The organism is Pandoraea sp. (assembly GCF_041919235.1).
In the GTDB taxonomy this organism is placed as follows: domain Bacteria; phylum Pseudomonadota; class Gammaproteobacteria; order Burkholderiales; family Burkholderiaceae; genus Pandoraea.
In genome coordinates this window covers 89,910-114,328 of record NZ_JAYRUC010000008.1, presented here as the reverse complement: position 1 = coordinate 114,328, position 24,419 = coordinate 89,910, and the positions used below count along the sequence as shown (strand labels likewise).

The following is a 24,419-nucleotide window of genomic DNA, read 5'->3' as shown; positions in this document are numbered from 1 at the left end:
TTCAGGAGGCAACCGGGGTCACCGAGTGTCGCCGTGCCGACCACTGGTCGAGCCAGCGTTCGAGGTCGGCGGCCGACAGGGCGGGCGAGAACAGGTACCCCTGCGCGACACGATAGCCTTGCGCAACGAGCAAATCTCGCTGGGCTTCGTCTTCCACCCCTTCCGCCACCACGGTGAGATGCAGATTGCGGCCGATGCTGATGATGGCGTTGGTCAGTGCCTGCACCGTTTCGTCGCGCGTGACGTCATGCACGAAACTGCGGTCGAGCTTCAGTTCCGAGACCGGCAGGCGGCGCAAATAGCCCAGACTCGAGTAGCCGGTGCCGAAATCGTCCATCGACAGGCGCACCCCCATGCCCTGGACCTCGTCGATGATGCGTAGCGTGCTCGGATTGTGATCCATCAACACGCTTTCCGTGATCTCGATGGCCAGGCAGGACGGCGGCAGTTCGTGATCGGACAATGCCTCGGCAATCATGCGCGGCAGATTGTGATCGTGGAAGTTGGTCGGCGAGAGGTTGACCGACACATTGCTGATACCTACACCGCGCCGCCGCCAATCCGCGAGTTGACCGCACGCTTCGCGCAACGTCCAGATTCCTAGTTCGCCGATCAGACCGCATTCCTCGGCCAGCGCAATGAAGCGCGACGGCGGTATGTCGCCATACTGTGGATGTGTCCACCGCGCCAGCGCCTCGGCACCGTATACCGACTCGTCGGGCAGATTGATCTGTGGCTGATAGAAGAGCTGGAGCTTGCCGCACAGCAGGGCGTCGCGCATGGCGGTCTCCAGCTCGAGCCGCTCCTGCGCGCGGATGTTCAGGTCTTCGCTATAGAAGCGCACACTGCCTGGGCTGGTCATCTTCGCCTGATACATCGCCATGTCGGCACGTTGCAGCAAGATGTCGAATTCCGTGCCGTGCGCCGGATACAGGCTGATGCCGAAGCTGCCCGACGGCACCAGCGTCACGCCATCGACCTGGCATGGCGCGCGCAACGCGCCGCGCATGCGCTCCAGGGCAATATCGAGCCGTTCGGGGTCGCATTCGGTGAGCATGGCCACGAACTCGTCCCCCGACAGACGCGCAACGATATCTGCGCCGCGCAGCGAGCGCCGCAGACGCTGGGCGATCGTGCGCAGCAGCGCGTCGCCGGCCTGATGGCCGAGCGAGTCGTTGACCTGTTTGAAGCGATCCAGATCGATGAAGATGACAGCCATGCGCGTGTTCAGCTCTGCGGCGCTGGCGATGGCCTGCGCCGCGAGCACGCTCAGCATGCTTCGATTGGGCAGGCCGGTGAGGTTATCGGAGAAAGCCAGTTGACGGATGCGCGTGCGCGACTCGTCGCGCTCGAAGGCCAGCTTGCACAAGTGCACGCACACGTCGACGAGTCGCTTATGCAGGGCGTCCGGACCGCGTGCCGTGCGGTAATAGAAGCCGAGCACACCGAGTACGCGTCCATCGTTTGCGATGATCGGCATGCCCCACGATCCGGCCAGTCCGAACTCGGCTGCCATGTCGCGGAAATCGGCCCAGCGCGGGTCGTGCGCAATGTCGGTCACGATGACCGGCCGGGCCAGGAAGGCCGCCGTGCCGCACGTGCCCACGTTCGGGCCGATGGCCAAGCCGTCGATGGCCTTGTGGTATTGCGCCGGCAGGCTCGGCCCTGCCTGCGGGCGCAGCCGGCCTTCGGCGTCGATGCGCACGACCGAGGCCACGACCTCGGGGGCGATCTGCTCGAGCTCGCGGCAGATGAGCGTGAGCACTTCCACGAGGGGCGCATCGCGCACCATTGCGGCGAGCGCCTTGTGCTGGAGCACTTCCTGAATCTTCGATTGCGTGATGTCCGTGAACAGCACCACGGCATTGATGAGTTTGCCGTTCGCGTCGAGGATCGGGTTCGTCACGACAGACACCCAAAGCGGCTGATGCTGCGCTGTGCGAACGAGCACTTCGCAATGGCAGCTCCGGCCGTCGCGCGCGGAAACGAGGCAACCCTTGAGGGCCTCGTTGACGTCGACCGCCGATGCGCTCTCGGCGAAGTGGCCGACCGACGCCTCGCCCGATACGGTGTGTGCAGACGGATCGACGACCTCGTTCGCGGTGTAGCCGAGCATGCGCGTGAAGCCTGCATTGACGTAGCACACGCTTCCGTGTGCGTCCGTGATGAGCACGGCGTTGTCGGTCTCGTCGACGCCGAGCGAGAGCAGGTGCATGCGCGCGTCATCGGCCGCCTGACGCTCCACATGGGCAGTCACGTCGACCGCGAGCTTGATGATGAAGGCGAGCGCGCCGTTGTCGTCGAAAACCGGGTTGTAGGTGGCTTCAAGCCAGACCGGGTGACCGTCGCGCCGACGGCGGCGGACTTGTCGGGTGTTCGGACTTCGGGTGTTCGCGACATCCGCGAGGGCGTCGCCGCAGGTGGGATCGCCGGGCTCGCACAACACGCCGTGCGACTCGCCGAGCAGGTCGGCGCGCGCGTAACCGAACATGCCGAGCAACTTGTCGTTGACATCGACGATGATGCCGTCCGGCGTGAGCGTGAGCATGCCCAGCGAGCGGTCGAGCGCCGCCAGCAACGCGTCGCGCCCCAGCGCCGGCGTGGCACCGGCGGCAGTCGGTGAACCGGGCACGACCATTGCGAGGGCCTCCTCGGACGTCCTGCGGACATTGTCGGGTGTGACTTGGGCTAACACACTAGAAAGCGCTTTCAAGTATAGCGACCTGCGGCCGCGCGAGGCGTCACGCTGCCTTGACGCGAATGCGCACCCCATCGACCGACACCGTCTGCCCGACGCGGATTTTGCATGTCTTGCGTGTTTCGAGCCGGCCATCGACGCTGACCGCGCCGCTTGCCACCATGGCTTTGCCTGCGCCGCCCGAATCCACGAGGCCGGTGAGCTTGAGCAAGTCGTTCAGGGCGACGAATTCGCCCGTCAGTTCAAAGATTACGTTTTGCATGATGGGGCGGATACTACGTAAAAACCCGTTGCGCGTCGACTGTCAGCGCGTGTTGCTCTGCGCGCCCGCCGACGTCTTATTGTGAAATCACGTGCTCGATCCGGCGATCCGGAATCAGCCATACGGCGGCGACCAGGGCGTACAGCGCGAGCGAGGCCGCCGGCATCACGAACGCCAGCCCGATGGCCAGCGCATAGGCCACCACCGACAGCTTGCCTTTGATGTCGCGCCCCACGGCTGCGGCAAGCTTCCCGTTACCGCCTTCGCCATGCACGGCGAGCAGCGCACGCGTGAGGATGTAATACGCCACGGCCGCCATGAACAGTACCGCGCCGTAGAGCGCCGTCGGCCAGGCGGTGAAATGGTTCTCGCCCAGCCAGAGCGTGACGAACGGGACCAGCGACAACCAGAACAGAAGATGCAGGTTGGCCCAGAGCACGCCGCCCGAGACGCGCTGAACGACATGGAAAAGATGGTGATGATTGTTCCAGTACAAGCCGACGTAGACGTAGCTCAGGACGTAGGTAAGGAACGTCGGTGCGACCGGCAGGAGATCCGCCAGTTCGCTGCCGTGCGGCGCTTTCATCTCCAGCACCATGATCGTGATGATGATGGCGATCACACCATCACTGAAGGCTTCCAGTCGACTTTTGCCCATTATGTTCTTTGCTTTCGTCAGTCGCGGGTGAAGGGTTACATGACGGCCACGCGGTTGCGGCCGGCCTGCTTGGCCGAATACAACGCCCGGTCGGCGCGTTGAAGCAAGGTGCCGAAATCGGTGTCCTCCGGGGCGAGGCTGCCGATGCCGATGCTCGCGGTAAAACGCACCGGCCCGTTGGGGCCGGGCACGCTGGCGCCACCGATCGCGACGAGCAGGCGCTCGGCGGCCTGTATGGCGCGTTGTGCGTCGGCTTCGGGCAGCAGCACGGCGAACTCCTCGCCGCCCAGCCGGCCGATCACCGTGCCTTTGCGCAGCGTCGCCCGCAAGACCAGCGTCAACGCCACGATGACCCGATCGCCAATTGCATGGCCCCACGTGTCGTTGACCCGCTTGAAGTGGTCGATGTCGAGCATCAGCACGGAAAGGCGACGCTGTTGAGCGCGGATGCTCGAAAACAGCCGTTCGGCTTGCATGAGGAACGCGCGGCGATTGAGTGCGCCGGTCAGACCGTCGCGCATGGCCATGTCGCCGAGCACCTGATTGACGCGCCGCAGCTCGAGGGCGTCCACGACCAGCGCCGACAGATCTGCGAGCAGGGCGCGTTTCTCGTCGTCGAGCGTATGGGGGCGGCGATCGAGCACACACAGCGTGCCCAACCGATGACCTTCCGGCGTGCGCAGCGGGGCACCCGCGTAGAAGCGAATATTCGGTGCGCCGGTGACCAGCGGGTTATCGGCGAAGCGCCGGTCGGCACGGGCGTCGGGCACGACGAGTACGTCGTCGCCGAGAATCGCGTGTGCGCAGAAGGCGATCGAGCGCGGGGTCTGCGAGACCTCGAGGCCCTGACGCGCCTTGAACCACTGGCGGGATTCGTCAATGAGCGAGACGAGCGAGATCGGCGCGCCGAGCAAGTGGGACGCCAGCCGCACGATGCGATCGAACGCGGGCTCGGGGGGCGTATCGAGAATGGCGTAACGCCGCAGCGCCGCGAGACGTTCGGCCTCGTCGGGGCGCGCGCTGGACGTCGGGGCCTGACTCGATGAGGGCATGGGCACGTGCGGTGAGGAGGATTCGACGCCGGATGCGGTCATGTCGCAACGGGTGGGCGAGGCCCAGCGGGTGGACGATTGCAGTGCCGGTAGCGCGGGAACTGGCCGCGAGTCCGGCAACTGCCCGAAAGGGTTTGCTGAGTTTGCAAACTGTTCGGCGGGCGCTGGCGACCGGGGAGGCGCCAAAGGCGACTCGTGATCGATAACGTTCGCAACGGCGTCAATTCTGCCGTGCCTGCCGTCACTTGGCAAATGCGGTAGCGTCGATCGGTTTGTGCGGTCCGTGCCTTTCAAGCGCCAAAGGGCGCGAGCGGCCTGCGCGATCTCGTGGGCGCTGTCGTGCACGGTGTCGGGGTGACGCGAATCGGGCGGCGCGTGGTTCATGATTTGACGTCGAACGCTTCGCCCGTTTCGAAGAAGTTGCCACCGGCAATGTAGTGAAGACTGCGCGACGCGCCGGGCTCGAACTGCCAGTGCCCATCGCGAAACGCGCGCGGATCGGCCCAGGCCGCCACGACCTCACCGAGAAACAGATCGTAGCGATCCTGGGTGTGAGGCTCCGGAATCACGCGGCACTCGAGCCATGCGAGGCATCCACCGATAAGCGGTGCAGCGATATGCGAGCCCTCGAAGGCCTGCAGCCCGACGCCCTCGGCAAACTTGTCGGCATCGCGTCCCGAGACCGAGCCTGCAGCCAGCGTTTCACGGGCGATGGTGCGCGCGGGCACGCTCAGCGAAAACTCGCCCGAGGCCTGCACCAATTCGCGCGTGAGCGTGTTGCGGTCGATGACGACGGCAACCTTCGGCGGCGAGAAGTCCAGCGGCATCGACCAGGCGGCGGCCATGACGTTGCGGCGTCCGTCGTGGGCGCTTCCCACGAGAACGGTCGGGCCGTGGTTGAGCAGGCGGTACGCTTTGGGGAGTTCGACGGGCAGGCGTTCGGTCATGGCGGGCACTTGGCAGGCGTGGCGTTATATCGGGCGGCCCATGATAGCGCGGCAGGCGAGATGCCGGCGACACCCATGTCGAAGGTCGACATCCGAAAAAGCGGCCCGCAGGGTGAGCCGCGGGCCGTGCAAACGGCACGGCGCGGGGACGCGCGTGCCGGATCAGATGTGCATGCAGTGTGCCATGCGTTCGTCCCAGTCCGGTCCCCATACGATGCCTGCCCGCGCCCTCTATACTGGTGCAGAACCCTCCAACGACTGCCGTTACGGGAGACCTTCGGATGCACGAATCGCGATCGTCAATCACGAGCGACACCGATCGGGCGACGAACGATGCGCCCGGCGTCGCAGCGAGCGCGGAAGCAGTTGGCCGCAACGTGTATGTCGGCACCGCGTCGTGGACGGACAAGTCGCTCATTGCCTGTAAGCGTTTCTATCCGGCGGGGCATACGTCGGCCGAGGCGCGCCTTCGATACTACGCGAGCCGGTTTCCGATGGTGGAGGTCGACAGCAGTTACTACGCCATGCCGTCGGCCGCCAACGCGCAGCTTTGGGTCGAGCGCACACCGGGCCCATTCGTCTTCAACGTCAAGGCATTCCGTTTGCTCACCGGGCACCCGACGCCTCGCATTGCGCTGCCCAGGGATCTGCAGCCCGAGCTTGCGCCGGGACCGCGCGCGAACGTCTACTACAAGGACATTCCCGAGGCGCTCAGAGACGAGATCTGGCGGCGCTATCTCGACGCGCTCGCACCGCTGCGTCGGGCGGGCAAGCTCGGACTGGTGCATTTTCAGTTCCCCCCGTGGTTGACGGGAGATCGTGCAAGCCGCGCGCACGTCGAGGCCTGTGCGCAGCGGATGCGGGGCTACGGCGTGGCCGCGGAGTTTCGCCATCGCGGATGGTTCGATGGGGCGCACGGCGACGCAACGCTGGCGTGGCTGCGTGGGTTGGGCTGGGTCAACACCGTCGTCGACGAGCCGCAGGGTTTCGCGAACAGCATTCCTCAGGTCTGGGCGACGACCACGCCGCTTGCGGCCGTCGTGCGACTGCATGGGCGCAATCACGCGACGTGGAATGTGCGTGAGATGACGGCTGCGTCGGACCGCTTCAATTACGACTATCGCGACGCGGAACTGGCGGCGCTCGTCGATCCGATTCGCGTCATCGCCAGGGAAGTCGCCCGGGTGTATGTGGTGTTCAACAACAACTACGAGGATCAGGGACAGCGCAATGCGCTCACGTTGATGCGGATGCTCGGCGATGCCGGGGTCTCGATGGCGCATCTCGACCGGTAAGCGATCTGTGCGGGCCGGGTGCGATGAAGTAACATTTTCGGTGACCCGACGACGATGGCCGAAAAACGGTTCAGGACATATCGATGTCCTTGCCGCCCGACGGGCTCTTGACTGGAGACACCCCGATGACGACTGACCGACGCATCACGTTCTATCACGCCCCCAATACGCGCTCCTCGGGCGTGCTGGTGCTGCTCGACGAGTTGCAGGCCGAGCACGAGCTTCGCCTGCTGCGTTTCGCCACGGGCGAGCAACGCGGCTCCGAGTATCTGGACGTCAATCCGATGGGCAAGGTGCCGGCCCTGCGCCATGGCGATGCGATCGTGACCGAGCAGGCGGCCGTCTATATGTATCTCGCCGAGCTGTACCCGGAGAAAGGGCTCGCGCCGATGCCGGGCGATGTGCGTCGGGGTCCCTATCTGCGCTGGATGGTCTACTACGGCTCGTGCGTCGAGCCGGCCGTGGTCGACAAGTCCCTGGGGCGCGAAAGTGCCGAGCGCTCACGCTCGCCGTATGGCGACTACGATTCGGTGATGTGGACACTGGAGCGGCATCTTTCGCGGGACGCCGGGCCGTGGTGGCTGGGCGAGTCGTTCACGGCGGCCGACGCCCTGTGGGGCAATGCCATGCACTTTCTCACCCAGTTCAAGCTCGTACCGGAGACGCCGGCCGTGAAGGCCTATGTGGAGCGCTTTCGCGCGCGCGACTCGTTCGTGCGCGCGCAGCACCGCGATGCCGAACTGGCGAAGCAACTCGCCGCGTAATGTGACGCTTAAGTAACGCTTAAATAACGCTTAACTCGTAACTCGCGACCTGCCGTCGCTCGATCGCCCCGTCAGCCCGGCAGCACCTCGATGCGTGGCTCGCAGTCGATGGGGAAGTTGACCGAGTTGGCGATGTAGCATTTCGCGTGCGCCTGGTGATGCAGCGCTGCCGCCAGCGCGGCGTCGCTGCCCGCGCGGATCGTCACGTGCGGGCGCAGCACGATGCGCGTGAAGCGGCCTTGCTGCGCGGTATCGACCATGGTGCCGAGGGCGTTGTCGGCATACTGGTCGACGACCACGCCCGCTTCGGCGCACAGGTGCAGATACCAGAGCTTGTGGCAGGCGCTTGCCGACGCCACCAGCAGGTCTTCGGGATTCCAGCGCGCCGCGTCGCCGCGAAAGGCGGGGTCGGCCGAGCCGGGGATGGTCGGCTTGCCGTCGACACGGATGACGTGATTGCGCCCGTACTCGCGATAGCCCGACGTACCGCTGCCCTGATTGCCGGTCCACTCGACGCTGACCGTGTACTGATGTTCGCCTGATGCCATGCCATCTCTCCACAAAGGGCCGGTAGCCAATGAGGTTGGGGAACTGGGGATTGCGCGCGCTGCCGGACCCGCTCGCGATTTTCGCAGAGCTGCGCCTTCGGGGCTGGCCATTTTCGGCCATCGCTAGCGATGCCGACCGTGAGGGAACGACTCCGACTACTCCGACGATTCCAGCGACTCCAGCGACTCCAGCGACTCCAGCGACTCCAGCGACTCCAGCGATTCCGGTCCGGCGCCACCGGTCGATAGCCGTCAGGCCAGCGGCTCGGTCGTGAGCGCGCGGGTGAGGCCGTGCATCGGACGGCGCATGGCGACGTCGAACGGATTGGTCTGCGGGCCGATCAACTCGGCCTGACGCCGCAGCAATTCCACCACCATCGGCAGGCGGTCCTGAGACAGGCGCGCCGCCAGCGTGCCCACGCTCAGCGCGGCCACCGCGTGCCCAGTGCGATCGAATACCGGTACGGCGACCCCGGCCATGCCGTCGAGCACGCCGCTGTTGCTGCCCGCATAGCCCAGTTGGCGCACGCGCTCGATCTCGGTGCGCAGGTACACCTCGTCGAGCACGCCGTAACCGCGCAGACGCGGCACGTTGAAGCGAATGATCTCCTCGCGCTCAGCCTCCGGCAGGAAGGCGAGAATCGCCAGACTTCCCTGACCGACCCCCAGCGCGACGCGTCCGCCGATGTCGCCGGTAAACGAGCGAATCGGAAAGGGGCCTTCGCACATGTCGAGACAGACGGCGTCGAAGCTGCTGCGGACCAGCAGGAAAATGGTGTCGCCGAGGCTTGCGCAAAGGCGCAGCAGCGACGGACGGCACAGCGTGCGCATGCCGCTCGGATTGCCGGCCTGCGCAGCCATCGCGAAGAAGTCGATGCTCAGCCGGTAGAGCTTGGACGTCTCGTCCTGCTCCACAACCTGTTCGGCGATGAGCGCATGCAGGATTCGGTGCACCGTCGCCTGACTCAGGCCGACGGCTTTGGCGATGTGCGTGACACGCTCGCCTTCGGGCTTCGCGTCGCCCAGCGCGCGGATGACGGCAAAGGTGCGTTGCAGAATGCCCGTGCCAGCGGTTTCCAGCGTCGACGACTTCAACGTGCGCGGTGAATCGGAGATGATCATTGGAGGCTCTAATATTCCGTCAAATGAAATACTACAGTAAGCCGACATCGATTGGAAACTGGCGAAGTTCATCGGACCAGGCAAAAACAACCAATGCTTATTGCATGTTAGGGATTGTCCCGACACGTCGACACGAAACGAAATCGAATGCCCATTCGCCAAACATTCCGTCAATTGAAATAATTGGAATATTTATCTCGTTTCGTGGAATCGTTGTCTTGCGACAAGCAATTTGGCTCGCTACTGTTCGATGCAATTGCATTTCTTGCGGCGCGCATGTGCCCGAAGGTCGTGATCATGTCTTTTCTGACTTTGACGGATGTTTCCAAGACGTTTGGCGAGTTGAGCGCTGTCTCGAACGTCAATCTCTCGGTGGAGAAGGGCGAGTTTGTCTCACTGCTCGGCCCCTCGGGCTGCGGCAAGACCACCACGTTGCAGATGATCGCGGGGTTTGTCGACACCACGACCGGGCGTATCACGCTCGACGGGCGCGACATCACTCGCATGCGTCCGAACAAGCGCGGCCTGGGCATTGTTTTCCAGAGCTACGCGCTGTTCCCGCATATGACGGTGGCGGACAACGTCGGTTTCGGTCTGGAGATGCGTGGCATCGATAAAGCCGAGCGTCAGGCACGTATTCGCGAGGCGCTCGCCCTCGTGCGCCTCGACGCGCTCGGTCATCGCTTTCCGCGCGAACTCTCGGGCGGTCAGCGTCAGCGCGTGGCGATTGCCCGTGCGGTGGTGATCGCGCCGCCGGTGCTCCTGCTCGACGAGCCGATGTCCAACCTCGACGCCAAGCTGCGCGAAGACATGCAGTTCGAGCTACGCGCCATTCAACGCAAGATCGGCACGACCACGATCATGGTCACGCACGATCAGTCCGAAGCGCTGTCGATCAGCGATCGTGTGGTGGTGATGGAGGCCGGTCGCATCACGCAGGTCGATACACCGTACCGTGCCTACGAGCGTCCGCAGACGCCGTTCGTCTCGAAGTTCATCGGCAAGGCCAACATGCTGGCCGGCCGTGTGGCGGCGCGCGACGGCGAGCATCTGCACGTCGAGCTGGGCGCCCAGCTAACCCAGCGGGCGTTGCTGTCCGATCTCTCGCCGAGCGAGCGCAACATGGCCGTGGGCGACGCGATCACGATTTGCCTGCGTCCCGAAAAGGTCCGTCTTTGCGCGCCGTCGGCCGGTCGCGTATCGGCCACGGTAACGAGCCGCTTCTTCCTCGGCAGCCAGTGGCTGTACCGCGTGGAGAGTCCGCTCGGAGAGGTGCTCGTGTGCTGTCAGAACGAAGGCGGCGAGCCGCTTGCCGAAGGTGCGCCGGTCGGCCTCGATTGGCAGGCCGAGGCGGTGCGCTTCATTACCCCGAACGCAGGAGAGCACGCGCATGGCTGAGACGCTGCAAGTCGCGCCCACAGAGACTGCGCGCGTCACGCGAGCCCCCTGGCATGCGTATCTGCCAATGTGGGTAATGAGCGCTCCGGCCTTGCTGCTGTTCGTGGCGCTCGTGCTGATCCCGCTGCTCATGACGCTCGCGCTCACGTTCTATCGGTTCGATCCCGCGAGCGGACCGATTGCGGCGTTCCAGCTCCAAAACTACGCCGACGTGCTGTTCGATCCGTACTTCCACACGATCTTCCTGCGCACGTTCGGCATCTCGCTCACTGTCACGGCGGTGTGCGCCGTCGTTGGCACGTTCGAAGCCTATGTGCTCTCGCGCATGGGCGATCCATGGCGTTCGCTCTTTCTGTTGGTGATTCTCTCGCCGTTGCTCGTGTCCATCGTGGTGCGTGCGTTCGGCTGGAGCATGCTGCTCAGCGCGGGCGGCCTGATCAATCAGACGTTCGGCCTGCTCGGCATGGGACCGTACAAGCTCGAATACACCAACTTCGCGATTGTCATTGCACTCGTGCACGTGATGCTGCCGTTCATGGTCATTCCCGTGTGGACGTCACTGCAACGGCTCGATCCGCAAACGGAGAACGCTGCCCTGTCGCTCATGGCGTCGCCCGCGACAACGCTGCGTCGCATCGTGTTGCCGCAACTGGTGCCGGGCATTCTGTCGGGCAGCCTGATGGTGTTTGGGCTTTCCGCGAGCGCGTTCGCGATTCCGAGTCTGCTGGGCGGACGCCGCCTCAAGGTGGCCGCCACCGCCGTGTACGACCAGTTCCTGAGTTCGCTGAACTGGCCGCTGGGCGCGACCATCGCCATGCTGCTGCTCGCGGCGAACCTCATCGTGATGCTGACGTACTATCGCCTGCTCGAGCGCCGCTATTCGCGCAGCATGGGTTAAGGCCAGGGCACGTCTTCCGCAGAACAGAACCCACTCGCCATCATGCGTAAAAACAGTCCTCTGGCCCTTGCGTTCCATACGCTCGTTATCCTCTTCGTGCTCGCGCCGATGATCATCGTCGTGCTGGTCGCATTCACGCCGGAACAAACGCTTTCGCTGCCCACACGCGGGGTATCGCTGCGTTGGTTCCGCGCGATTCTCGACTACCCCGATTTCATCGACTCGTTCTTCACGAGTCTGAAGCTGGCGTTCCTGTCGGCAACGTTCTCGCTCGTGATCGCGTTGCCCGCAGCGCTCGCCATCGGCCGCTCGCGCTTTCCGGGGCGTAACTTCCTCAACGGCTTGCTGCTCTCGCCGCTGGTGATTCCGGGCCTTGTGCTTGGCATTGCGCTGCTGCGCTTTTTTGCCATGATCGGCGTGACCGGTTCGTTCGCGGCGCTCATCTTCGCGCACATGATTGTTGTGACGCCGTTCATCATGCGCCTCGTGCTGGCGTCGATCAGCGGGCTCGACCGCAGTGTCGAACACGCGGCGGAGTCGCTCGGCGCGGGCGCATGGACGACCTTCCGGCGCGTGACGATGCCGATGATTCTGCCCGGCATCACCGGTGGCTGGCTGCTCGCATTCATCAACAGTTTCGACGAACTGACGATGTCGGTCTTCATCACCTCGCCGCAGACCGTCACGCTGCCCGTGCGCATGTACATGTACGCGACCGAATCGATTGATCCGATGATGGCATCGGTCTCGGCGCTGGTCATTGCCGTGACGCTGGGGGCCATGCTGCTGCTCGACCGCATCTACGGCCTGAACCGCATTCTGATCGGCCAGCATTGAACGTGCGCTCAAAGACGATTCTCATGTCCCGTTCTTCCTCTGCTTCGCAAGACCCGCGCGCACCCGTTCATCCGCAACTGGTGCGACTGGCCGAGACGGCACGCTCGCCCGTCACGTTCTATCTCGACGGCGAGCCGGTGCAGGCGCTCGCGGGCGACACGCTGCTCACCGCGATCCTCACGCATCAACGCCACGTGCGTGTGAGCGAATTCAGCGGTGCGCCGCGCGCGGGCTTTTGTTTGATCGGCGCGTGTCAGGACTGCTGGGTACGTTGCGAGACCGAGCCTGCGCCCGAGGGTGACGCACAACTCACGCGTTTGCGTGCCTGCTCGACCCTGGTGCGTGCCGGCATGCGCGTTCTGACGCACGCGGCCGACGTTGACGAATGTCACGGAGGCTCGCATGTCTGAGCGCGCCGAGATCGTGATCGTGGGGGCCGGTCCTGCCGGCGTTCGCGCCGCGCAGACGCTCGTGGCAGCCGGCCTGCGCCCGATCGTGGTGGATGAGAACGTTCGGTGGGGCGGGCAGATTTATCGTCAGCCGCCGGCCGGCGACGGGTTCACGCGGACCAAGCAAGCGCTGTACGGCTTCGAGGCGGCCAAGGCCGACGCCATTCACCGCACGATGGCCGCGTTGCTGCCGCAGATCGACTATCGGCCCGAGACCCTCGTGTGGGCGTGCGATCCGAAGCGGCTCCACACGCTGCACGGCGGCTGCGAAATGCCGGTGCCGTTCACGCATTTGATTATTGCGAGCGGCGCGACCGATCGCGTTTTCCCCCTGCCGGGCTGGACATTGCCGGGCGTCTACACCTTGGGCGGTGCGCAAGTGGCCCTCAAGGCGCAGGGGTGCGCGATTGGCGAGCAAGTGGTGTTCGCGGGCACGGGGCCGCTGCTGTACCTCGTGGCGTACCAGTACGCCAAAGCCGGCGCGAACGTGGCGGCCGTGCTCGATACGAGTGCGTTCGCACGTCAGGCCAAGGCCATGCCGCGTATGTTGAATCAACCGGCCACGCTCGCCAAGGGACTCTATTACGTGGGATGGCTGCGCGCGCATGGCGTGCGCATCGAGCATGGCGTGACGCTCGATGGCATCGAGGGCATCGAGGGCATCGAGGGCATCGAGGGCATCGAGGGCGCGGCGGGGGTGAGCGCCATTCGCTGGCAGCGTGACGGCCGCCGGCAGACGCTCGAGTGCAGTGCCGTGGGACTGGGCTTCGGCCTGCGTCCCGAGACACAACTGGCCGATCTGGCGGGTTGCCGGTTCGTCTTCGACGACCTCAACCAGTGCTGGTTGCCTGAGCGCGATGCCGCTGGCCGCAGCTCGCAGCCCGGCATCTATCTGGCCGGTGACGGCGCCGGTATTGCCGGGGCAGACGCGGCGGAACTCGCCGGCCGCCGCGCGGCACTCGCCTTGCTCGACGATCTCGGTAGTGTGGCGCCAACCCTGCCTGAAGGGCCCGGCGCCGCGCGCATTGAACGCAAGCTGGCGAGCATTCAGCGCTTTCGCGTGGGGATCGAGCAGGCGTTTGCCTTGCCCGACAATCCGGCGGCGCGTTGGCCGGGCGACATGCTCGTGTGTCGATGCGAGGAAATCGACGCGCAGACGTTACGCGATTGCGTGCGTCACGACGGCGTGACCGAAATCAATCGCCTCAAGGCGCTCACGCGCGTCGGTATGGGCCGCTGTCAGGGGCGCATGTGTGGCGAAGCCGCATGCCATCTTCTGGCGCAGGCGAGCGGGCAGACGCTCGCCGAGGTGGGGCGTCTGCGCGCGCAGGCGCCGATCAAACCGATTCCGATTGCCCCGATGTTGTTCGACCAGGACGTTGCGGCCATTCCCGAGGAGGCGCGCGATGAGTGATGCATTGCATTACGACGTCGTCGTCGCCGGTGGCGGGCTCGTCGGTGCGTCGGCTGCGCGCGCGCTGGCCGAGCGGGGCTTGCGCGTCGCGTTGTTCGAGCGGCGCTATTGCGGCGCGCAGGCCAGCGGCGTGAACTACGGTGGCGTGCGTTGCCAGGGTCGCCCGGAAGAACAACTGCCGCTCGCCATGCGCGCGCGCAGCCTTTGGGACCGCCTGCCGGCGTTGATCGGCATCGACGGCGAATTCGTGCGCTCGGGACATCTGCGCCTCGCGCGTCGCGAGAGCGATCTCGAACCGCTCGACACCTGGTCGGCGATGGCAAGCGGTTACGGTCTCGCGACTGTCGTGCTGCGTGGCGCCGAATTCCGCCAGCGTTTTCCGTGGTTGGGCGAGGGCGCCGTTGGCGGCTCGCTGTGCTTGAGCGATGGGCATGCCAATCCGCGTCTCGTGTCGCCTGCGTTTGCTCGGGCCGCCCGCGCGCTCGGTGCGCACGTGCACGAGTGCACACCTGTCGCGTCGGTGGCCCACGACGGCGTGCGCTTCCAACTCACCGCGCAGCCCGCCGAAGGCGAGGCGTTGCACGTGAGCGCGGACTGGCTGCTCAATACGTCGGGCGCTTGGGCGAATCACATCGCGGACACGTTCGGCGAGCGAGTGCCGATGCATGCCATCTACCCGAACATGTGGGTCACCGAACCGCTGCCCAAATTCATTGGCCACAACCTGGGCGTGTATGGGGGCGGTGTTTATGCGCGGCAGGTGGCGCGCGGCAACTGCGTGATCGGCGGCGGGCGCGGAACCGGCGACGGCGAGTATGCGCAGGCATCGGCCGACACCACGCGCGCGGTGATGCGCGAAGCCTGCGCGTTGCTGCCGGCGCTGCGCCACGCCTTGCTCATTCGTACCTGGAGCGGCGTGGAAGGCGAGACCCCCGACGGCAACCCGATCATCGGCATGAGCCGCACGACACCGCGCCTGGTGCACGCCTTCGGCTTCTCGGGGGGCGGCTTCCTGCTCGCCCCCGGCGTTGGCGAAGTGCTGGCGGATCTGGTCACGCACGGCGAGAGCGCGACACCGATCGCGGCGTTTGCCGTCGACCGGTTCGCGCCCGCCATGGCCGAGGCCCGGTAGGCAAACGACTTCCCTGAATTCTGAGTCCGTCCCGAAACAACCTTCCTTACACCCTGGAAACGCAAGGAGAACCACGATGAAGCTATCCCGAAAGGTCGTCATGTGCGCTGCGGCGCTGGCATTGGGCACAAGCGGCGCGGCCTGGTCGCAATCGAAAACGCTCTACATCGGCATGAACGGCGGCCCGATGGAGAAGGCCTACACGAGTCAGGTCTTCCCCGAGTTCGAGAAGGCCAACAATGTGAAGGTTGTGGTGGTGCCCGGTACGTCGTCCGACGTGCTCGCCAAACTGCTCGCCAACCGTAACAGCCCGCAGATGCACGTGGTGTTTCTGGACGACGGCGTGATGGCGCGTGCCATCAGCATGGGGGTGTGCCAGAAGCTCGACGATTCGCCCGCGCTCAAGGAGCTGTATCCGTTCGCGCGCGTGAAGGATGACATGAGCGCCGGGGTCCAACTGGGCATGACCGGTATCGGCTACAACACGAAGATCTTCAAGGAAAAGGGCTGGGCGCCGCCGACGTCGTGGAGCGATTTCGCCGATCCGAAGTACAAGGGCAAGGTTGTCTTCCAGTCGGCCTCGAGCAGCACGTTCGGATTGCATGCTTTTTTGGCGCTGAACCGGATCTGGGGCGGCAGCGAGACCAATGTCGAGCCGGGCTTCACCAAGTGGGCGACTACCGTGGGTCCGAACGTTGTCGAGTACATTCCGAACTCGGCGAAGCTCTCCGAAATGATTCAGACGGGTGAGGCGGCGATCTTCCCGCTGACCCCGACGGCCGTGAGCGAGCTGCAGGACAAGGGCATTCCGGTGGCGTATGTGGCACCCAAGGAAGGTGCCGTGCAACTGCTGGTCGACTTGTGCGTTGTGAAGAACAGCCCGGATAACGCCATGGCGCAGAAGCTCGCGCAGTACCTGCTGTCGGCCCGAGGGCAGACGCTGGCCGCCGCTGCAGGCGCGTACATTCCGACCAACCCGCAAGCCACCGTGCCGCCCGCGATGCAAAAGCGTCTGGGCAAGATCGACGATCTGGTGAAAAACATCAAGACCGTGGATTGGGACGCCATCAACCAGCGTCGCGCGCAGTGGGATCAGCGCTGGAACCGTCAGATCGAGCAGTAAGCGACCGGGCAGTCAGCTCGACGCCGTTGCCCTCGCGCGTGTCTCTCATGCGCGGGCACGATGGATAGCGCCGGGTGCCTCGGGGCGCCCGGCGTTGCGCTTGTTGAGGCCGACGGGCTGTGACTTGGCGCGAGATTGACGTCGACGTCAGGTCAGCGCGCATTAGAATATCGATGTGCGACGCTCGAGACCTATGCGACATGCCAATCAAATATCTCCGTGGATTCACCCAGCCGGTGCGCACTGACGCGGCGAACCGGCGTCTGGGCTGCTCGCTCGCCTTTGTGGCGGGGGCGGCCAATGCCGGCGGCTTTCTCGCTGTTGGGCAATACACGTCGCACATGTCGGGCATTGTGGCTTCGCTCTCCGATAACCTGGCGCTCGGGCAACTCGTGTTGGTGTTGGCCGGGTTCAGCGCCTTGCTGGCGTTTCTGCTCGGCGCGGCGACCTCGGCCGTACTGATTCATTGGGGGCGGCGCCATCGCACGCATAGCGAATACGCCGTGCCCTTGATGCTCGAAGCGCTGCTCTTGCTGATGTTCGGCGTGATGGGCGCCAATCTCGAAGACCATCGGTTGTTATATGTCCCGGCGACCGTCGGCTTGCTTTGCTATGTGATGGGGCTGCAGAACGCCATCATCACCAAGATCTCGCGGGCCGAGATTCGGACGACGCACGTCACCGGTCTGGTGACGGACATCGGTATCGAGCTGGGCAAGCTGGGCTATTGGAACCGGCCCGGGGTCGCGGGCGATCTGCTGCGCGTGGAGGGGGATCGTCAAAAGCTGCGGTTGCTCAGCATGTTGCTGGGCATGTTTTTTCTGGGGGGGCTGACGGGGGCGCTCGGATTCAAGCATCTGGGCTTCGTTGCGACGGTTCCGCTCGCGGTGGTACTCATTGTGCTGGCCATTGTGCCGCTGCTCGACGATATCGCACCGAAGCGCTGAGACACGGCGGCGACGCGAGCGCAGCGAAAAGCCCCCCCGAAGGGCATCGCGCAAGCGCGCACCCCGTCGCGTCGAAACATCAGCCACGTCCACCGCGTCAAGGGTCAACCGCGTCGAACACGTCGGACACGTCGAACACGTCGAACACGTCGAACACGTCGAACACGTCGAACATGTCGAACGTGTCGAACAATTCAACAGGGAGAACTATGCGTCAAAGCCAATGCGTTGCAGCCTGCCTTTGCATGACGGGCGCATTGATAGTCGGTCACGCGAATGCGCAGTCGTATCTGGGCGCCGGGGAGCTCAAGAGTCTCCGCCAGTCGAATCAATCGCCAACGCTTGGCCCGGCGGCGTCGGCGCTCGGCGTACCGAAGGCCAGCGTGACGGATGCCCAGAGCGCGAGCGACACCATCAACCGCACGGCAGGTGAGCGTAATGGGCCGGCCAAGGGGCCGAGCGACCCGGGGCTCGCAGCAACGCGCCGCGCGCTCGACACACGAGATCTTGAACATCCGCGTCAGACGCGGACGTTCGACAGCCTCCAGCGGCCGTCGAAGCCGCAATAGCGGGCGGGTCAGCGCAAGCGCACTGAGTCGGTCATTAATCGGCCATTACTTGGCCACTCAGCCACTCAGCCACTCAGCCACTCAGCCACTCGGCTACTCGGCTACTCGGCTACTCGGCTACTCGGCTATTACTCGGCCATGGCGGGAATAGCGCCTTCCTGGAAGAGAATGCGCGGCGCATCCATCGTGCCGTCTTCTTCGTCGACCAGGACCTCATACGCCGCAACGCCGGCAAACCCGGACGCCATGGATTGGGCAATGCGTACCGCGCCGAACTCGGTGCTTGCCTGACGCAACTCGCCGGGCTGCAATACGCCGTTCTGATTCTTCCGATACGGTACGACGATGAATTTGATGGATTTTGCGTCGCTCATGGTGTCACTCACGAAGAAGTTGCATGATCGGGAATGTAGCATGAGTACTGTATAAAAATACAGTTATTTTTGACGGCGACATGAGGCGGTGTCGCGGCCGGCGGGTCCAAACAACATCGCGTAATGCCTACATAACTACTAAATGGTCGTATATTCCCGCGCCACTTGATAGCCTGCCGGTCGACTCGCGACTTGCGACCCAGACTACAAGTATTGAGAGCGTGGAATGAATGCAGGCAACCTGATTTCGGCAAACCGGCTGCAAGACGGCTTGGTCGTCTGGCTGGACAAGCAACACAACTGGGTGGATGACCTGGCCAATGCGCATGTGTTCGACGCGCAGGAACTCGATCAGGCGCAAACGGCTGCGCAGCGCGCCCAGGCGGCCAACCTGATCGTCGATCCGATGCCGCGCCCGGCGCACGCAGGCGAGGCCGGCCCGGTCCCGGTGGATTTTCGTGAGCAACTGCGCGCGCGCGGGCCGTCGGTTCGAGAAGACCTGGGCAAGCAGGCCGCGCAAAGCACGGTTCAGGGCGCGCTGGCGCATGCGCCGGCGCTGAACGTCGCACCGGAGCATGCCGGTATCTATCGCTATGACCCGGCCGAGCGCGCGTTTCTCAAGGATCGCGCGAACGAGTTCGGGCAGCAGGTGGCCCGTCGGCTGTCCGGCGAGCTCAGCGAGGACGCGTTCAAGGTCTATCGTCTGATGAACGGCCTGTACTTGCAATTGCATGGCTATATGCTGCGCGTTGCCATTCCGTACGGGACGCTGAGCGCGATTCAACTGCGTCAGCTCGCCTATGTGGCGACCCGTTACGACAAGGGCTATGGCCACTTCACCACGCGCCAGAACCTTCAGTTCAATTGGCCGACGCTTGCGGCGTCGCCCGAGATCCTTTCGGTGCTCGCCGATGTGGATCTGCACGCCATTCAGACGAGCGGCAACTGCATTCGGAACGTGACGACCGATCAGTTCGCGGGGGCGGCGGAGGATGAAGTCGTCGACCCGCGCGTGTATGCCGAGATTCTGCGTCAATGGTCGACCGACCATCCGGAATTCACGTACCTGCCCCGCAAGTTCAAGATCGCGATCACCGGCGCTCAGACGGACCGAGCCGCTGTGCGCTTTCACGACATTGGCATTCTCGCGCGCACGAACGAGCGTGGCGAGGTGGGCTTCCGGATTTACGCGGGGGGTGGCCTGGGGCGCACGCCGATCGTCGGCACGCTCGTGCGCGAGTGGTTGCCCGAGGCGGATCTGTTGCGCTTCGTCGAGGCCATTCTTCGCGTGTACAACGCGCTGGGGCGGCGCGACAACATTTACAAGGCGCGTATCAAGATCCTCATCAAGGAGATGCAGCCCGCGAAGTTCATCGAGATGATCGAGGCGGAGTTTGCGCGCATTGCGCTCTCGCACCGGCCGCTGGGCGACGAAGTCGTCGAGGCGATTCGCGCGCGTTTCGTCGTGCCCGAGTTCGAGACGTTGCCGGGCGAGTCCGCAGCGTTTGCACAGGCGTGTGAGCGCGAGCTCGAATTTCGCCACTGGGTCGATACCTGCACGCACGCGCACAAGGTGCCCGGTTATATCAGTGCGGTCGTCTCGCTCAAGCCGGCTGGCGGTATTCCGGGCGACGCCAGCGCGCAGGAGATGTTGCTGCTGGCCGATCTGGCGGAGCGTTACTCATTCAATGAACTGCGTGTTACGCACGAACAGAATCTGGTGCTGCCACACGTGAAGCGCGACGAACTGCATGCGTTATGGTTGCGCTTGAAAGAAGCCGGTCTGGCGACGGCCAACATTGGGCTGATATCGGACGCGATCGCTTGCCCGGGCCTGGACTATTGCGCGCTCGCCAATGCGCGCTCGGTGCCGGTGGCGCAACGCATCGCGCTGCGTTTTTCCGAGGCGCAGCAACGCGATATCGGGCCGGTCACGCTTAACGTGTCTGGGTGCATCAACGCGTGCGCCCATCATCACGTCGCGCATATCGGCATTCTCGGTGTGGACAAGGCGGGCAAGGAAAATTATCAGATCACCCTGGGCGGATCGGCCGACGAGAACGCGGCCGTCGGCAAGATTCTCGGCCCGGGCGTCACCTACGAGGCGGTGCCACAAGTGATCGAGAACATTCTCGAGCGATACCGCTCGCTGCGAAACGAGGGCGAGCGCTTCATCGACACGCTTGGACGCGTCGGCGCGGAAGAATTCAAGGGAGCTTTGCATGTTGATTGATCGGAACGGATTGCCTGTGGCCGACGTGTGGACGTATCTCGGTGCGGACGTGCCGGAAGCACCGGCACAGCAAAGCAACAAAGGTGTACTGCCGCTCGATGCGTGGCTCGCTGCGGACGAGCGGGGCGTGGCGCCGGCCGGTATTCACGTGCAGGGGCACGACGAACCGGCGCGCATTGCGCCGTTATTGCCGCGGCTTGAACTCATCGTGATCGAATTTCCGAAGACGCGCGACGGGCGCGGTTTCACGCTGGCGAAGATTCTGCGCGAAACGTGGCATTTCGAAGGGGCGATTCGCGCCTCGGGTCCGTTGTTGCCCGATCAGTTGGCGATGCTGTGGGCGTGCGGCTTTGATAGCCTGCTCTCGCCGTTGGACGTGCCCACGGCACGCTGGCACGAGGCGGCGCTTGCCGCGGCCGGTCGCGCTGGGCGTCCGAGGACGCTGCTCGAGCGCCTGACGGCCTGAGCGCCGAGTGTGACGGGGCGGGGCGCCAGGGGGGGCTGGATGGTCCCGGCGAAACGCGCCGAGATTTCACGCTTGCGTAGCATTCCTACGCGGTGCCTCGAACATTGGGTGACACCCGATGTCGGGGTATTCGGTGCCATCACCCACGCCATACGAAAAAACCCGCACAGCCAATGACTGTGCGGGTTTAATTCTGGTCGGGGCGAGAGGATTTGAACCTCCGACCACCTGCACCCCATGCAGGTACGCTACCAGGCTGCGCTACGCCCCGTGAGAAATGCGTCGTCTAGAAGCATTGCTCGAAAGACCGCGATTATAGCAGAGCTTTTCGCAGAAAAGAAAGAGGACGCGCGCATTCGACGCACATTTTTTGTGGTCGGCCGGCCTTCCATCGCCGCATCGATCGTCGGTCTCGCGACCACTGCTCGCCGCGCGCTTTCCCGCCTCGCCTCGTGATGGTTATCCCGAATGTCGCATTCGGGAGGGGCCACGATAATGGAATTCTGCCCAATCCTGTCCATTGGGGCTCGGAGACAAGCGATGCCGCAGATCCAGGGATTCGAGGCCGCACGCGATCTTTTGCTCGCGCAGCGCGCCCACTACGATGTGGCGTACCGTGATTTCCGTTGGCCCGTGCTCACCCGCTTCAACTGGGCGCTGGATTTCTTCGATCCGCAGGCCCGCGGCAACAATCATCCGGCCCTCTGGGTCGTCGAGGAAGATGGGCGTGAAGTGCGTCTGTCATTCGACGCCATGTCCACCCGCTCCAATCGCGTCGCCAATTTCCTGCGCGAGCAGGGCGTCTCGCGCGGTGAGCGCGTGCTGCTCATGCTGCCCAATCAGGTCGAACTCTGGGACCTCATGCTCGCCTGCATGAAGCTCGGCGCCGTCATGATTCCCGCCACCACGTTGCTCGCCGCAAGCGACCTCGCCGACCGGCTCGAACGCGGTCGTGTGCGCCATGTCGTCACCACCGCACGCGACGCCGACAAATTCGCCGACTTGCCCGGCGACTATAGACGCATCGCCGTCGGCGATCAGCCGCCCGACGGATGGACGCCGCTCGCGCCAGCCTACGATGCCTCGGATCAATTCATCCCCGACGGCGCCACGCTCGCGACCGATCCGCTGCTGCTCTACTTCACCTCGGGCACCACGTCGCGTCCGAAGCTCGTGCTGCACACGCACCAAAGCTACCCCGTCGGCCATCTCGCCACCATGTACTGGCTCGGCCTGCAACCCGGTGACATCCACTGGAACATCAGTTCGCCAGGCTGGGCGAAGCACGCATGGAGTTGCTTCTTCGCGCCGTGGAACGCCGGCGCAACCATTTTCATCTACAACTTCTCGCGCTTCGACGCCCGTGCCGCCCTGGAGACGGCCGCGCGCTGCGGCGTTACAACGCTGTGCGCGCCCCCCACCGTCTGGCGCATGATGATTCAGGAAGATCTCTCGCGCCACGCGGTGAAGTTCCGAGAATTGATCGGCGCGGGGGAGCCGCTCAATCCCGAAGTGATCGATCAGGTCCGGCGCGCCTGGAACATCACGATTCGCGATGGCTACGGCCAGACCGAGACCTGCTGCCAGATCGGCAACTCGCCGGGGCAGACCGTCAAGGCCGGGGCGATGGGGCGTCCGATGCCAGGGTATCGCGTAGTGCTGCTCGATCACGGCGGCGCCGAAGCCGACGAGGGGGAAATCGCCCTCGTGTTGGCATCGCGTCCGACCGGCCTGATGCAAGGGTACGAGGACGACCGGGAGAAGACCGTCGAGGTCATGCGCAATGGGTACTACCATACGGGCGACGTGGCCATGCGCGACGAGCGCGGCTACTTCACGTACATCGGACGCGCCGACGATGTCTTCAAGGCGTCCGACTATCGCATCAGCCCGTTCGAGCTCGAAAGCGAACTCATCAAACATCCCGCCGTGGCCGAAGCGGGTGTCGTGCCGAGTCCCGATCCGGTACGGCTGGCCGTGCCAAAGGCATTCATCACCCTGCGCGCGGGTTTTCACGCCGACCACGAACTCGCACTCGACATTCTGCGCTTCTGCCGCGATCACCTCGCGCCCTACAAGCGCATCCGGCGCATCGAATTCTGCGATCTGCCGAAGACGATCTCCGGCAAGATTCGTCGCGTTGAATTGCGTCGCACAGAAGCGGGGCGCAACCTGGAAAGCCGCCGCGAGAGCGAGTTCTGGGACGTCGATTTCGCCGAACTCAAGTGACGTCGCCGGAGCGAGCCGATCGCGTCGCGCCCGCGCTCAGCGCATGTGCTGAATCACCAGCTCTGCCCCGAGCATGGCGAGCCCCACGAAGAAGCACCGCCGAAAGGCGGACGCACTCACGCGTGCACGTACCCACTGCCCGATGCACATGCCGCCCAGCGCGGGGACCAGCGCCAGCAGTGAAGCGCCGATGGCATGCGCGTGGAAGATGCCGTCGTGCGCCAGCCCGGCGGCGAGCGCCACGGTCGACACCGTGAACGACAGACCGAGCGCTTGCACCAGATCGTCGCTGTCCAGATCGAGCGCCTGCAGGAACGGCACGGCGGGAATGACGAACACGCCGGTCGCCGCCGTGACCAGCCCGGTGATCACACCAATGCCGCCGCCCAGCGCGCTCACGCCTGCGGCGGGCCAGCGGGGCGGCACACGCAGGCGAACCGCTGCGAGTCCCAGCACTGCATAAGCGAGAAGTGCCACGCCCAACGCTATTCCGGCAAGATGGCCGCCGCCGGCCAGCCATCCGCTGCCCGCCCACGTACCGGCGCAAATGCCCGTCAACATTGGCCACAGACGTCTCGCGAGCGCGGCAAAGCGCGGACCCGCCAGCAACTGCCAGACATTGGTCACGAGCGACGGCACGATGAGCAGCGCAGCGGCCTCGGCCGTGGGCATGGCCAGCCCGAGTAGTCCGACGGCTACCGTCGGCAGGCCCAGCCCGATTACGCCTTTGACGAAGCCGGCGAGCAAAAATGTCACGAGCCCCAGCGCGAGCAGGGGGATGAGGCCGGTCAGGTGTTGGGTATGCATCATGGCGCCAGTATCGACGCGGCGCACCGGGCCGCCAATGCGGCATTCGCGCAGGCGGGCTCAGGCAGCGCCTGAGGCTGCGACGGCGTCCGACGCGCTTTGGCGTTTTCAGTTATGCTCAGGCCAAATTCGCGCGGTGCCACGTATCGAGCGTTCAAGCATTGCGCCTGCCCAGAGGGATGGAAGTTGGAAAAACA

General features: G+C 64.6%; 22 protein-coding genes, 1 tRNA gene and 2 pseudogenes. 15 read left to right on the top strand and 10 right to left on the bottom strand.

What is annotated here, in order from left to right; all coding sequences use genetic code 11:
- Position 1: 1 nt before the first annotated feature.
- The 5 genes from ACE3UG_RS08560 to ACE3UG_RS08540 form a co-directional block, all read right to left on the bottom strand.
- Positions 2-2,638, bottom strand: a complete 2,637-nt coding sequence (locus ACE3UG_RS08560; RefSeq protein ID WP_374622303.1) for an EAL domain-containing protein — start codon at positions 2,636-2,638, stop codon at positions 2-4.
- A 103-nt stretch (positions 2,639-2,741) separates the two neighbouring features.
- Complete coding sequence (locus tag ACE3UG_RS08555; protein ID WP_374622300.1) at positions 2,742-2,960, bottom strand: RNA-binding S4 domain-containing protein; 219 nt, start codon at positions 2,958-2,960, stop codon at positions 2,742-2,744.
- Positions 2,961-3,036: 76 nt separating this feature from the next.
- Positions 3,037-3,618, bottom strand: coding sequence for a TMEM175 family protein (locus tag ACE3UG_RS08550; RefSeq protein ID WP_374622297.1), 582 nt, complete (start codon positions 3,616-3,618; stop codon positions 3,037-3,039).
- Positions 3,619-3,653: 35 nt separating this feature from the next.
- Positions 3,654-4,670 carry a GGDEF domain-containing protein gene (locus tag ACE3UG_RS08545; protein ID WP_374622295.1) on the bottom strand — a complete coding sequence of 339 codons (1,017 nt, stop codon included), beginning with the start codon at positions 4,668-4,670 and terminating at the stop codon, positions 3,654-3,656.
- A 380-nt stretch (positions 4,671-5,050) separates the two neighbouring features.
- Positions 5,051-5,617 (bottom strand): flavin reductase family protein, encoded by a 567-nt coding sequence (locus tag ACE3UG_RS08540; protein WP_374622292.1) that lies wholly within the window; start codon positions 5,615-5,617, stop codon positions 5,051-5,053.
- Positions 5,618-5,898: 281 nt separating this feature from the next.
- Between ACE3UG_RS08540 and ACE3UG_RS08535 the strand changes: the two genes are divergently transcribed.
- Both ACE3UG_RS08535 and ACE3UG_RS08530 read left to right on the top strand, forming a co-directional pair.
- The gene (locus ACE3UG_RS08535; protein ID WP_374622290.1) at positions 5,899-6,912 is read left to right on the top strand and encodes a DUF72 domain-containing protein; all 1,014 of its coding nucleotides are present in this window, start codon (positions 5,899-5,901) and stop codon (positions 6,910-6,912) included.
- A gap of 125 nt (positions 6,913-7,037) precedes the next feature.
- Entirely contained in the window at positions 7,038-7,676 is a 639-nt protein-coding gene (locus ACE3UG_RS08530) for a glutathione S-transferase family protein (RefSeq protein ID WP_374622288.1), read from the top strand.
- Positions 7,677-7,747: 71 nt separating this feature from the next.
- Here the strand turns inward: ACE3UG_RS08530 and ACE3UG_RS08525 are convergent, their stop codons facing one another.
- Together ACE3UG_RS08525 and ACE3UG_RS08520 are read right to left on the bottom strand one after the other, a co-directional pair.
- Positions 7,748-8,224 carry an OsmC family protein gene (locus tag ACE3UG_RS08525; RefSeq protein WP_374622285.1) on the bottom strand — a complete coding sequence of 159 codons (477 nt, stop codon included), beginning with the start codon at positions 8,222-8,224 and terminating at the stop codon, positions 7,748-7,750.
- A 252-nt stretch (positions 8,225-8,476) separates the two neighbouring features.
- On the bottom strand, positions 8,477-9,346 hold the full coding sequence (locus ACE3UG_RS08520) for an IclR family transcriptional regulator (protein ID WP_374622283.1): 870 nt from the start codon (positions 9,344-9,346) through the stop codon (positions 8,477-8,479).
- Between the two features lie 297 nt (positions 9,347-9,643).
- Here ACE3UG_RS08520 and ACE3UG_RS08515 point away from each other — a divergent pair.
- From ACE3UG_RS08515 to ACE3UG_RS08470, 10 genes and pseudogenes are all read left to right on the top strand, one after another.
- Positions 9,644-10,370 (top strand): annotated as a pseudogene (locus ACE3UG_RS08515) (ABC transporter ATP-binding protein); the annotation flags it as partial.
- A gap of 89 nt (positions 10,371-10,459) precedes the next feature.
- A pseudogene (locus ACE3UG_RS08510) lies at positions 10,460-10,744 on the top strand (TOBE domain-containing protein); the annotation flags it as partial.
- Positions 10,737-11,642, top strand: a complete 906-nt coding sequence (locus ACE3UG_RS08505; RefSeq protein WP_374622280.1) for an ABC transporter permease — start codon at positions 10,737-10,739, stop codon at positions 11,640-11,642. The pseudogene ACE3UG_RS08510 and the gene ACE3UG_RS08505, both read left to right, overlap by 8 nt.
- Positions 11,643-11,684: 42 nt before the next feature.
- Positions 11,685-12,479 carry an ABC transporter permease gene (locus ACE3UG_RS08500; RefSeq protein ID WP_374622277.1) on the top strand — a complete coding sequence of 265 codons (795 nt, stop codon included), beginning with the start codon at positions 11,685-11,687 and terminating at the stop codon, positions 12,477-12,479.
- A gap of 23 nt (positions 12,480-12,502) precedes the next feature.
- A complete protein-coding gene (locus tag ACE3UG_RS08495) occupies positions 12,503-12,889 on the top strand; it encodes a (2Fe-2S)-binding protein (RefSeq protein ID WP_374622275.1) in 387 nt (128 codons plus the stop codon).
- A complete protein-coding gene (locus ACE3UG_RS08490) occupies positions 12,882-14,342 on the top strand; it encodes an FAD-dependent oxidoreductase (RefSeq protein ID WP_374622272.1) in 1,461 nt (486 codons plus the stop codon). The genes ACE3UG_RS08495 and ACE3UG_RS08490 overlap by 8 nt, the downstream gene beginning before the upstream one ends.
- Positions 14,335-15,474 carry an NAD(P)/FAD-dependent oxidoreductase gene (locus ACE3UG_RS08485; protein WP_374622270.1) on the top strand — a complete coding sequence of 380 codons (1,140 nt, stop codon included), beginning with the start codon at positions 14,335-14,337 and terminating at the stop codon, positions 15,472-15,474. The genes ACE3UG_RS08490 and ACE3UG_RS08485 overlap by 8 nt, the downstream gene beginning before the upstream one ends.
- Positions 15,475-15,550: 76 nt before the next feature.
- A complete protein-coding gene (locus ACE3UG_RS08480) occupies positions 15,551-16,597 on the top strand; it encodes an ABC transporter substrate-binding protein (RefSeq protein WP_374622267.1) in 1,047 nt (348 codons plus the stop codon).
- A 200-nt stretch (positions 16,598-16,797) separates the two neighbouring features.
- The gene (locus ACE3UG_RS08475) at positions 16,798-17,544 is read left to right on the top strand and encodes a YoaK family protein (protein WP_374622265.1); all 747 of its coding nucleotides are present in this window, start codon (positions 16,798-16,800) and stop codon (positions 17,542-17,544) included.
- Positions 17,545-17,753: 209 nt separating this feature from the next.
- Positions 17,754-18,113 carry a hypothetical protein gene (locus ACE3UG_RS08470; RefSeq protein ID WP_374622262.1) on the top strand — a complete coding sequence of 120 codons (360 nt, stop codon included), beginning with the start codon at positions 17,754-17,756 and terminating at the stop codon, positions 18,111-18,113.
- 128 nt (positions 18,114-18,241) lie between these two features.
- On the opposite strand, the gene ACE3UG_RS08465 is transcribed toward ACE3UG_RS08470, so the two are convergent.
- The gene (locus ACE3UG_RS08465; RefSeq protein WP_374622259.1) at positions 18,242-18,487 is read right to left on the bottom strand and encodes a hypothetical protein; all 246 of its coding nucleotides are present in this window, start codon (positions 18,485-18,487) and stop codon (positions 18,242-18,244) included.
- 226 nt (positions 18,488-18,713) lie between these two features.
- Here ACE3UG_RS08465 and ACE3UG_RS08460 point away from each other — a divergent pair, with 226 nt between their 5' ends.
- On the top strand, positions 18,714-20,720 hold the full coding sequence (locus ACE3UG_RS08460; RefSeq protein WP_374622256.1) for a DUF2849 domain-containing protein: 2,007 nt from the start codon (positions 18,714-18,716) through the stop codon (positions 20,718-20,720).
- A complete protein-coding gene (locus ACE3UG_RS08455) occupies positions 20,710-21,186 on the top strand; it encodes a DUF934 domain-containing protein (RefSeq protein ID WP_374622253.1) in 477 nt (158 codons plus the stop codon). The genes ACE3UG_RS08460 and ACE3UG_RS08455 overlap by 11 nt, the downstream gene beginning before the upstream one ends.
- 194 nt (positions 21,187-21,380) lie before the next feature.
- Here ACE3UG_RS08455 and ACE3UG_RS08450 read toward each other — a convergent pair.
- Positions 21,381-21,457: transfer RNA gene (locus tag ACE3UG_RS08450), tRNA-Pro, on the bottom strand.
- 269 nt (positions 21,458-21,726) lie between these two features.
- On the opposite strand from ACE3UG_RS08450, the gene ACE3UG_RS08445 reads away from it, so the two are divergent.
- The gene (locus ACE3UG_RS08445; RefSeq protein ID WP_374622250.1) at positions 21,727-23,415 is read left to right on the top strand and encodes an AMP-binding protein; all 1,689 of its coding nucleotides are present in this window, start codon (positions 21,727-21,729) and stop codon (positions 23,413-23,415) included.
- 36 nt (positions 23,416-23,451) lie between these two features.
- Here the strand turns inward: ACE3UG_RS08445 and ACE3UG_RS08440 are convergent, their stop codons facing one another.
- Positions 23,452-24,225, bottom strand: a complete 774-nt coding sequence (locus ACE3UG_RS08440) for a sulfite exporter TauE/SafE family protein (protein WP_374622247.1) — start codon at positions 24,223-24,225, stop codon at positions 23,452-23,454.
- Positions 24,226-24,419: the final 194 nt, after the last annotated feature.

Excerpts from the sequence above, each read along its gene's own strand:
- ACE3UG_RS08560 (WP_374622303.1), bottom strand. The coding sequence starts at position 2,638 with ATGGTCGTGCCCGGTTCACCGACTGCCGCCGGTGCCACGCCGGCGCTG.
- ACE3UG_RS08555 (WP_374622300.1), bottom strand. The coding sequence starts at position 2,960 with ATGCAAAACGTAATCTTTGAACTGACGGGCGAATTCGTCGCCCTGAAC.
- ACE3UG_RS08550 (WP_374622297.1), bottom strand. The coding sequence starts at position 3,618 with ATGGGCAAAAGTCGACTGGAAGCCTTCAGTGATGGTGTGATCGCCATC.
- ACE3UG_RS08545 (WP_374622295.1), bottom strand. The coding sequence starts at position 4,670 with ATGCCCTCATCGAGTCAGGCCCCGACGTCCAGCGCGCGCCCCGACGAG.
- ACE3UG_RS08540 (WP_374622292.1), bottom strand. The coding sequence starts at position 5,617 with ATGACCGAACGCCTGCCCGTCGAACTCCCCAAAGCGTACCGCCTGCTC.
- ACE3UG_RS08535 (WP_374622290.1), top strand. The coding sequence starts at position 5,899 with ATGCACGAATCGCGATCGTCAATCACGAGCGACACCGATCGGGCGACG.
- ACE3UG_RS08530 (WP_374622288.1), top strand. The coding sequence starts at position 7,038 with ATGACGACTGACCGACGCATCACGTTCTATCACGCCCCCAATACGCGC.
- ACE3UG_RS08525 (WP_374622285.1), bottom strand. The coding sequence starts at position 8,224 with ATGGCATCAGGCGAACATCAGTACACGGTCAGCGTCGAGTGGACCGGC.
- ACE3UG_RS08520 (WP_374622283.1), bottom strand. The coding sequence starts at position 9,346 with ATGATCATCTCCGATTCACCGCGCACGTTGAAGTCGTCGACGCTGGAA.
- ACE3UG_RS08505 (WP_374622280.1), top strand. The coding sequence starts at position 10,737 with ATGGCTGAGACGCTGCAAGTCGCGCCCACAGAGACTGCGCGCGTCACG.
- ACE3UG_RS08500 (WP_374622277.1), top strand. The coding sequence starts at position 11,685 with ATGCGTAAAAACAGTCCTCTGGCCCTTGCGTTCCATACGCTCGTTATC.
- ACE3UG_RS08495 (WP_374622275.1), top strand. The coding sequence starts at position 12,503 with ATGTCCCGTTCTTCCTCTGCTTCGCAAGACCCGCGCGCACCCGTTCAT.
- ACE3UG_RS08490 (WP_374622272.1), top strand. The coding sequence starts at position 12,882 with ATGTCTGAGCGCGCCGAGATCGTGATCGTGGGGGCCGGTCCTGCCGGC.
- ACE3UG_RS08485 (WP_374622270.1), top strand. The coding sequence starts at position 14,335 with ATGAGTGATGCATTGCATTACGACGTCGTCGTCGCCGGTGGCGGGCTC.
- ACE3UG_RS08480 (WP_374622267.1), top strand. The coding sequence starts at position 15,551 with ATGAAGCTATCCCGAAAGGTCGTCATGTGCGCTGCGGCGCTGGCATTG.
- ACE3UG_RS08475 (WP_374622265.1), top strand. The coding sequence starts at position 16,798 with ATGCCAATCAAATATCTCCGTGGATTCACCCAGCCGGTGCGCACTGAC.
- ACE3UG_RS08470 (WP_374622262.1), top strand. The coding sequence starts at position 17,754 with ATGCGTCAAAGCCAATGCGTTGCAGCCTGCCTTTGCATGACGGGCGCA.
- ACE3UG_RS08465 (WP_374622259.1), bottom strand. The coding sequence starts at position 18,487 with ATGAGCGACGCAAAATCCATCAAATTCATCGTCGTACCGTATCGGAAG.
- ACE3UG_RS08460 (WP_374622256.1), top strand. The coding sequence starts at position 18,714 with ATGAATGCAGGCAACCTGATTTCGGCAAACCGGCTGCAAGACGGCTTG.
- ACE3UG_RS08455 (WP_374622253.1), top strand. The coding sequence starts at position 20,710 with ATGTTGATTGATCGGAACGGATTGCCTGTGGCCGACGTGTGGACGTAT.
- ACE3UG_RS08445 (WP_374622250.1), top strand. The coding sequence starts at position 21,727 with ATGCCGCAGATCCAGGGATTCGAGGCCGCACGCGATCTTTTGCTCGCG.
- ACE3UG_RS08440 (WP_374622247.1), bottom strand. The coding sequence starts at position 24,225 with ATGATGCATACCCAACACCTGACCGGCCTCATCCCCCTGCTCGCGCTG.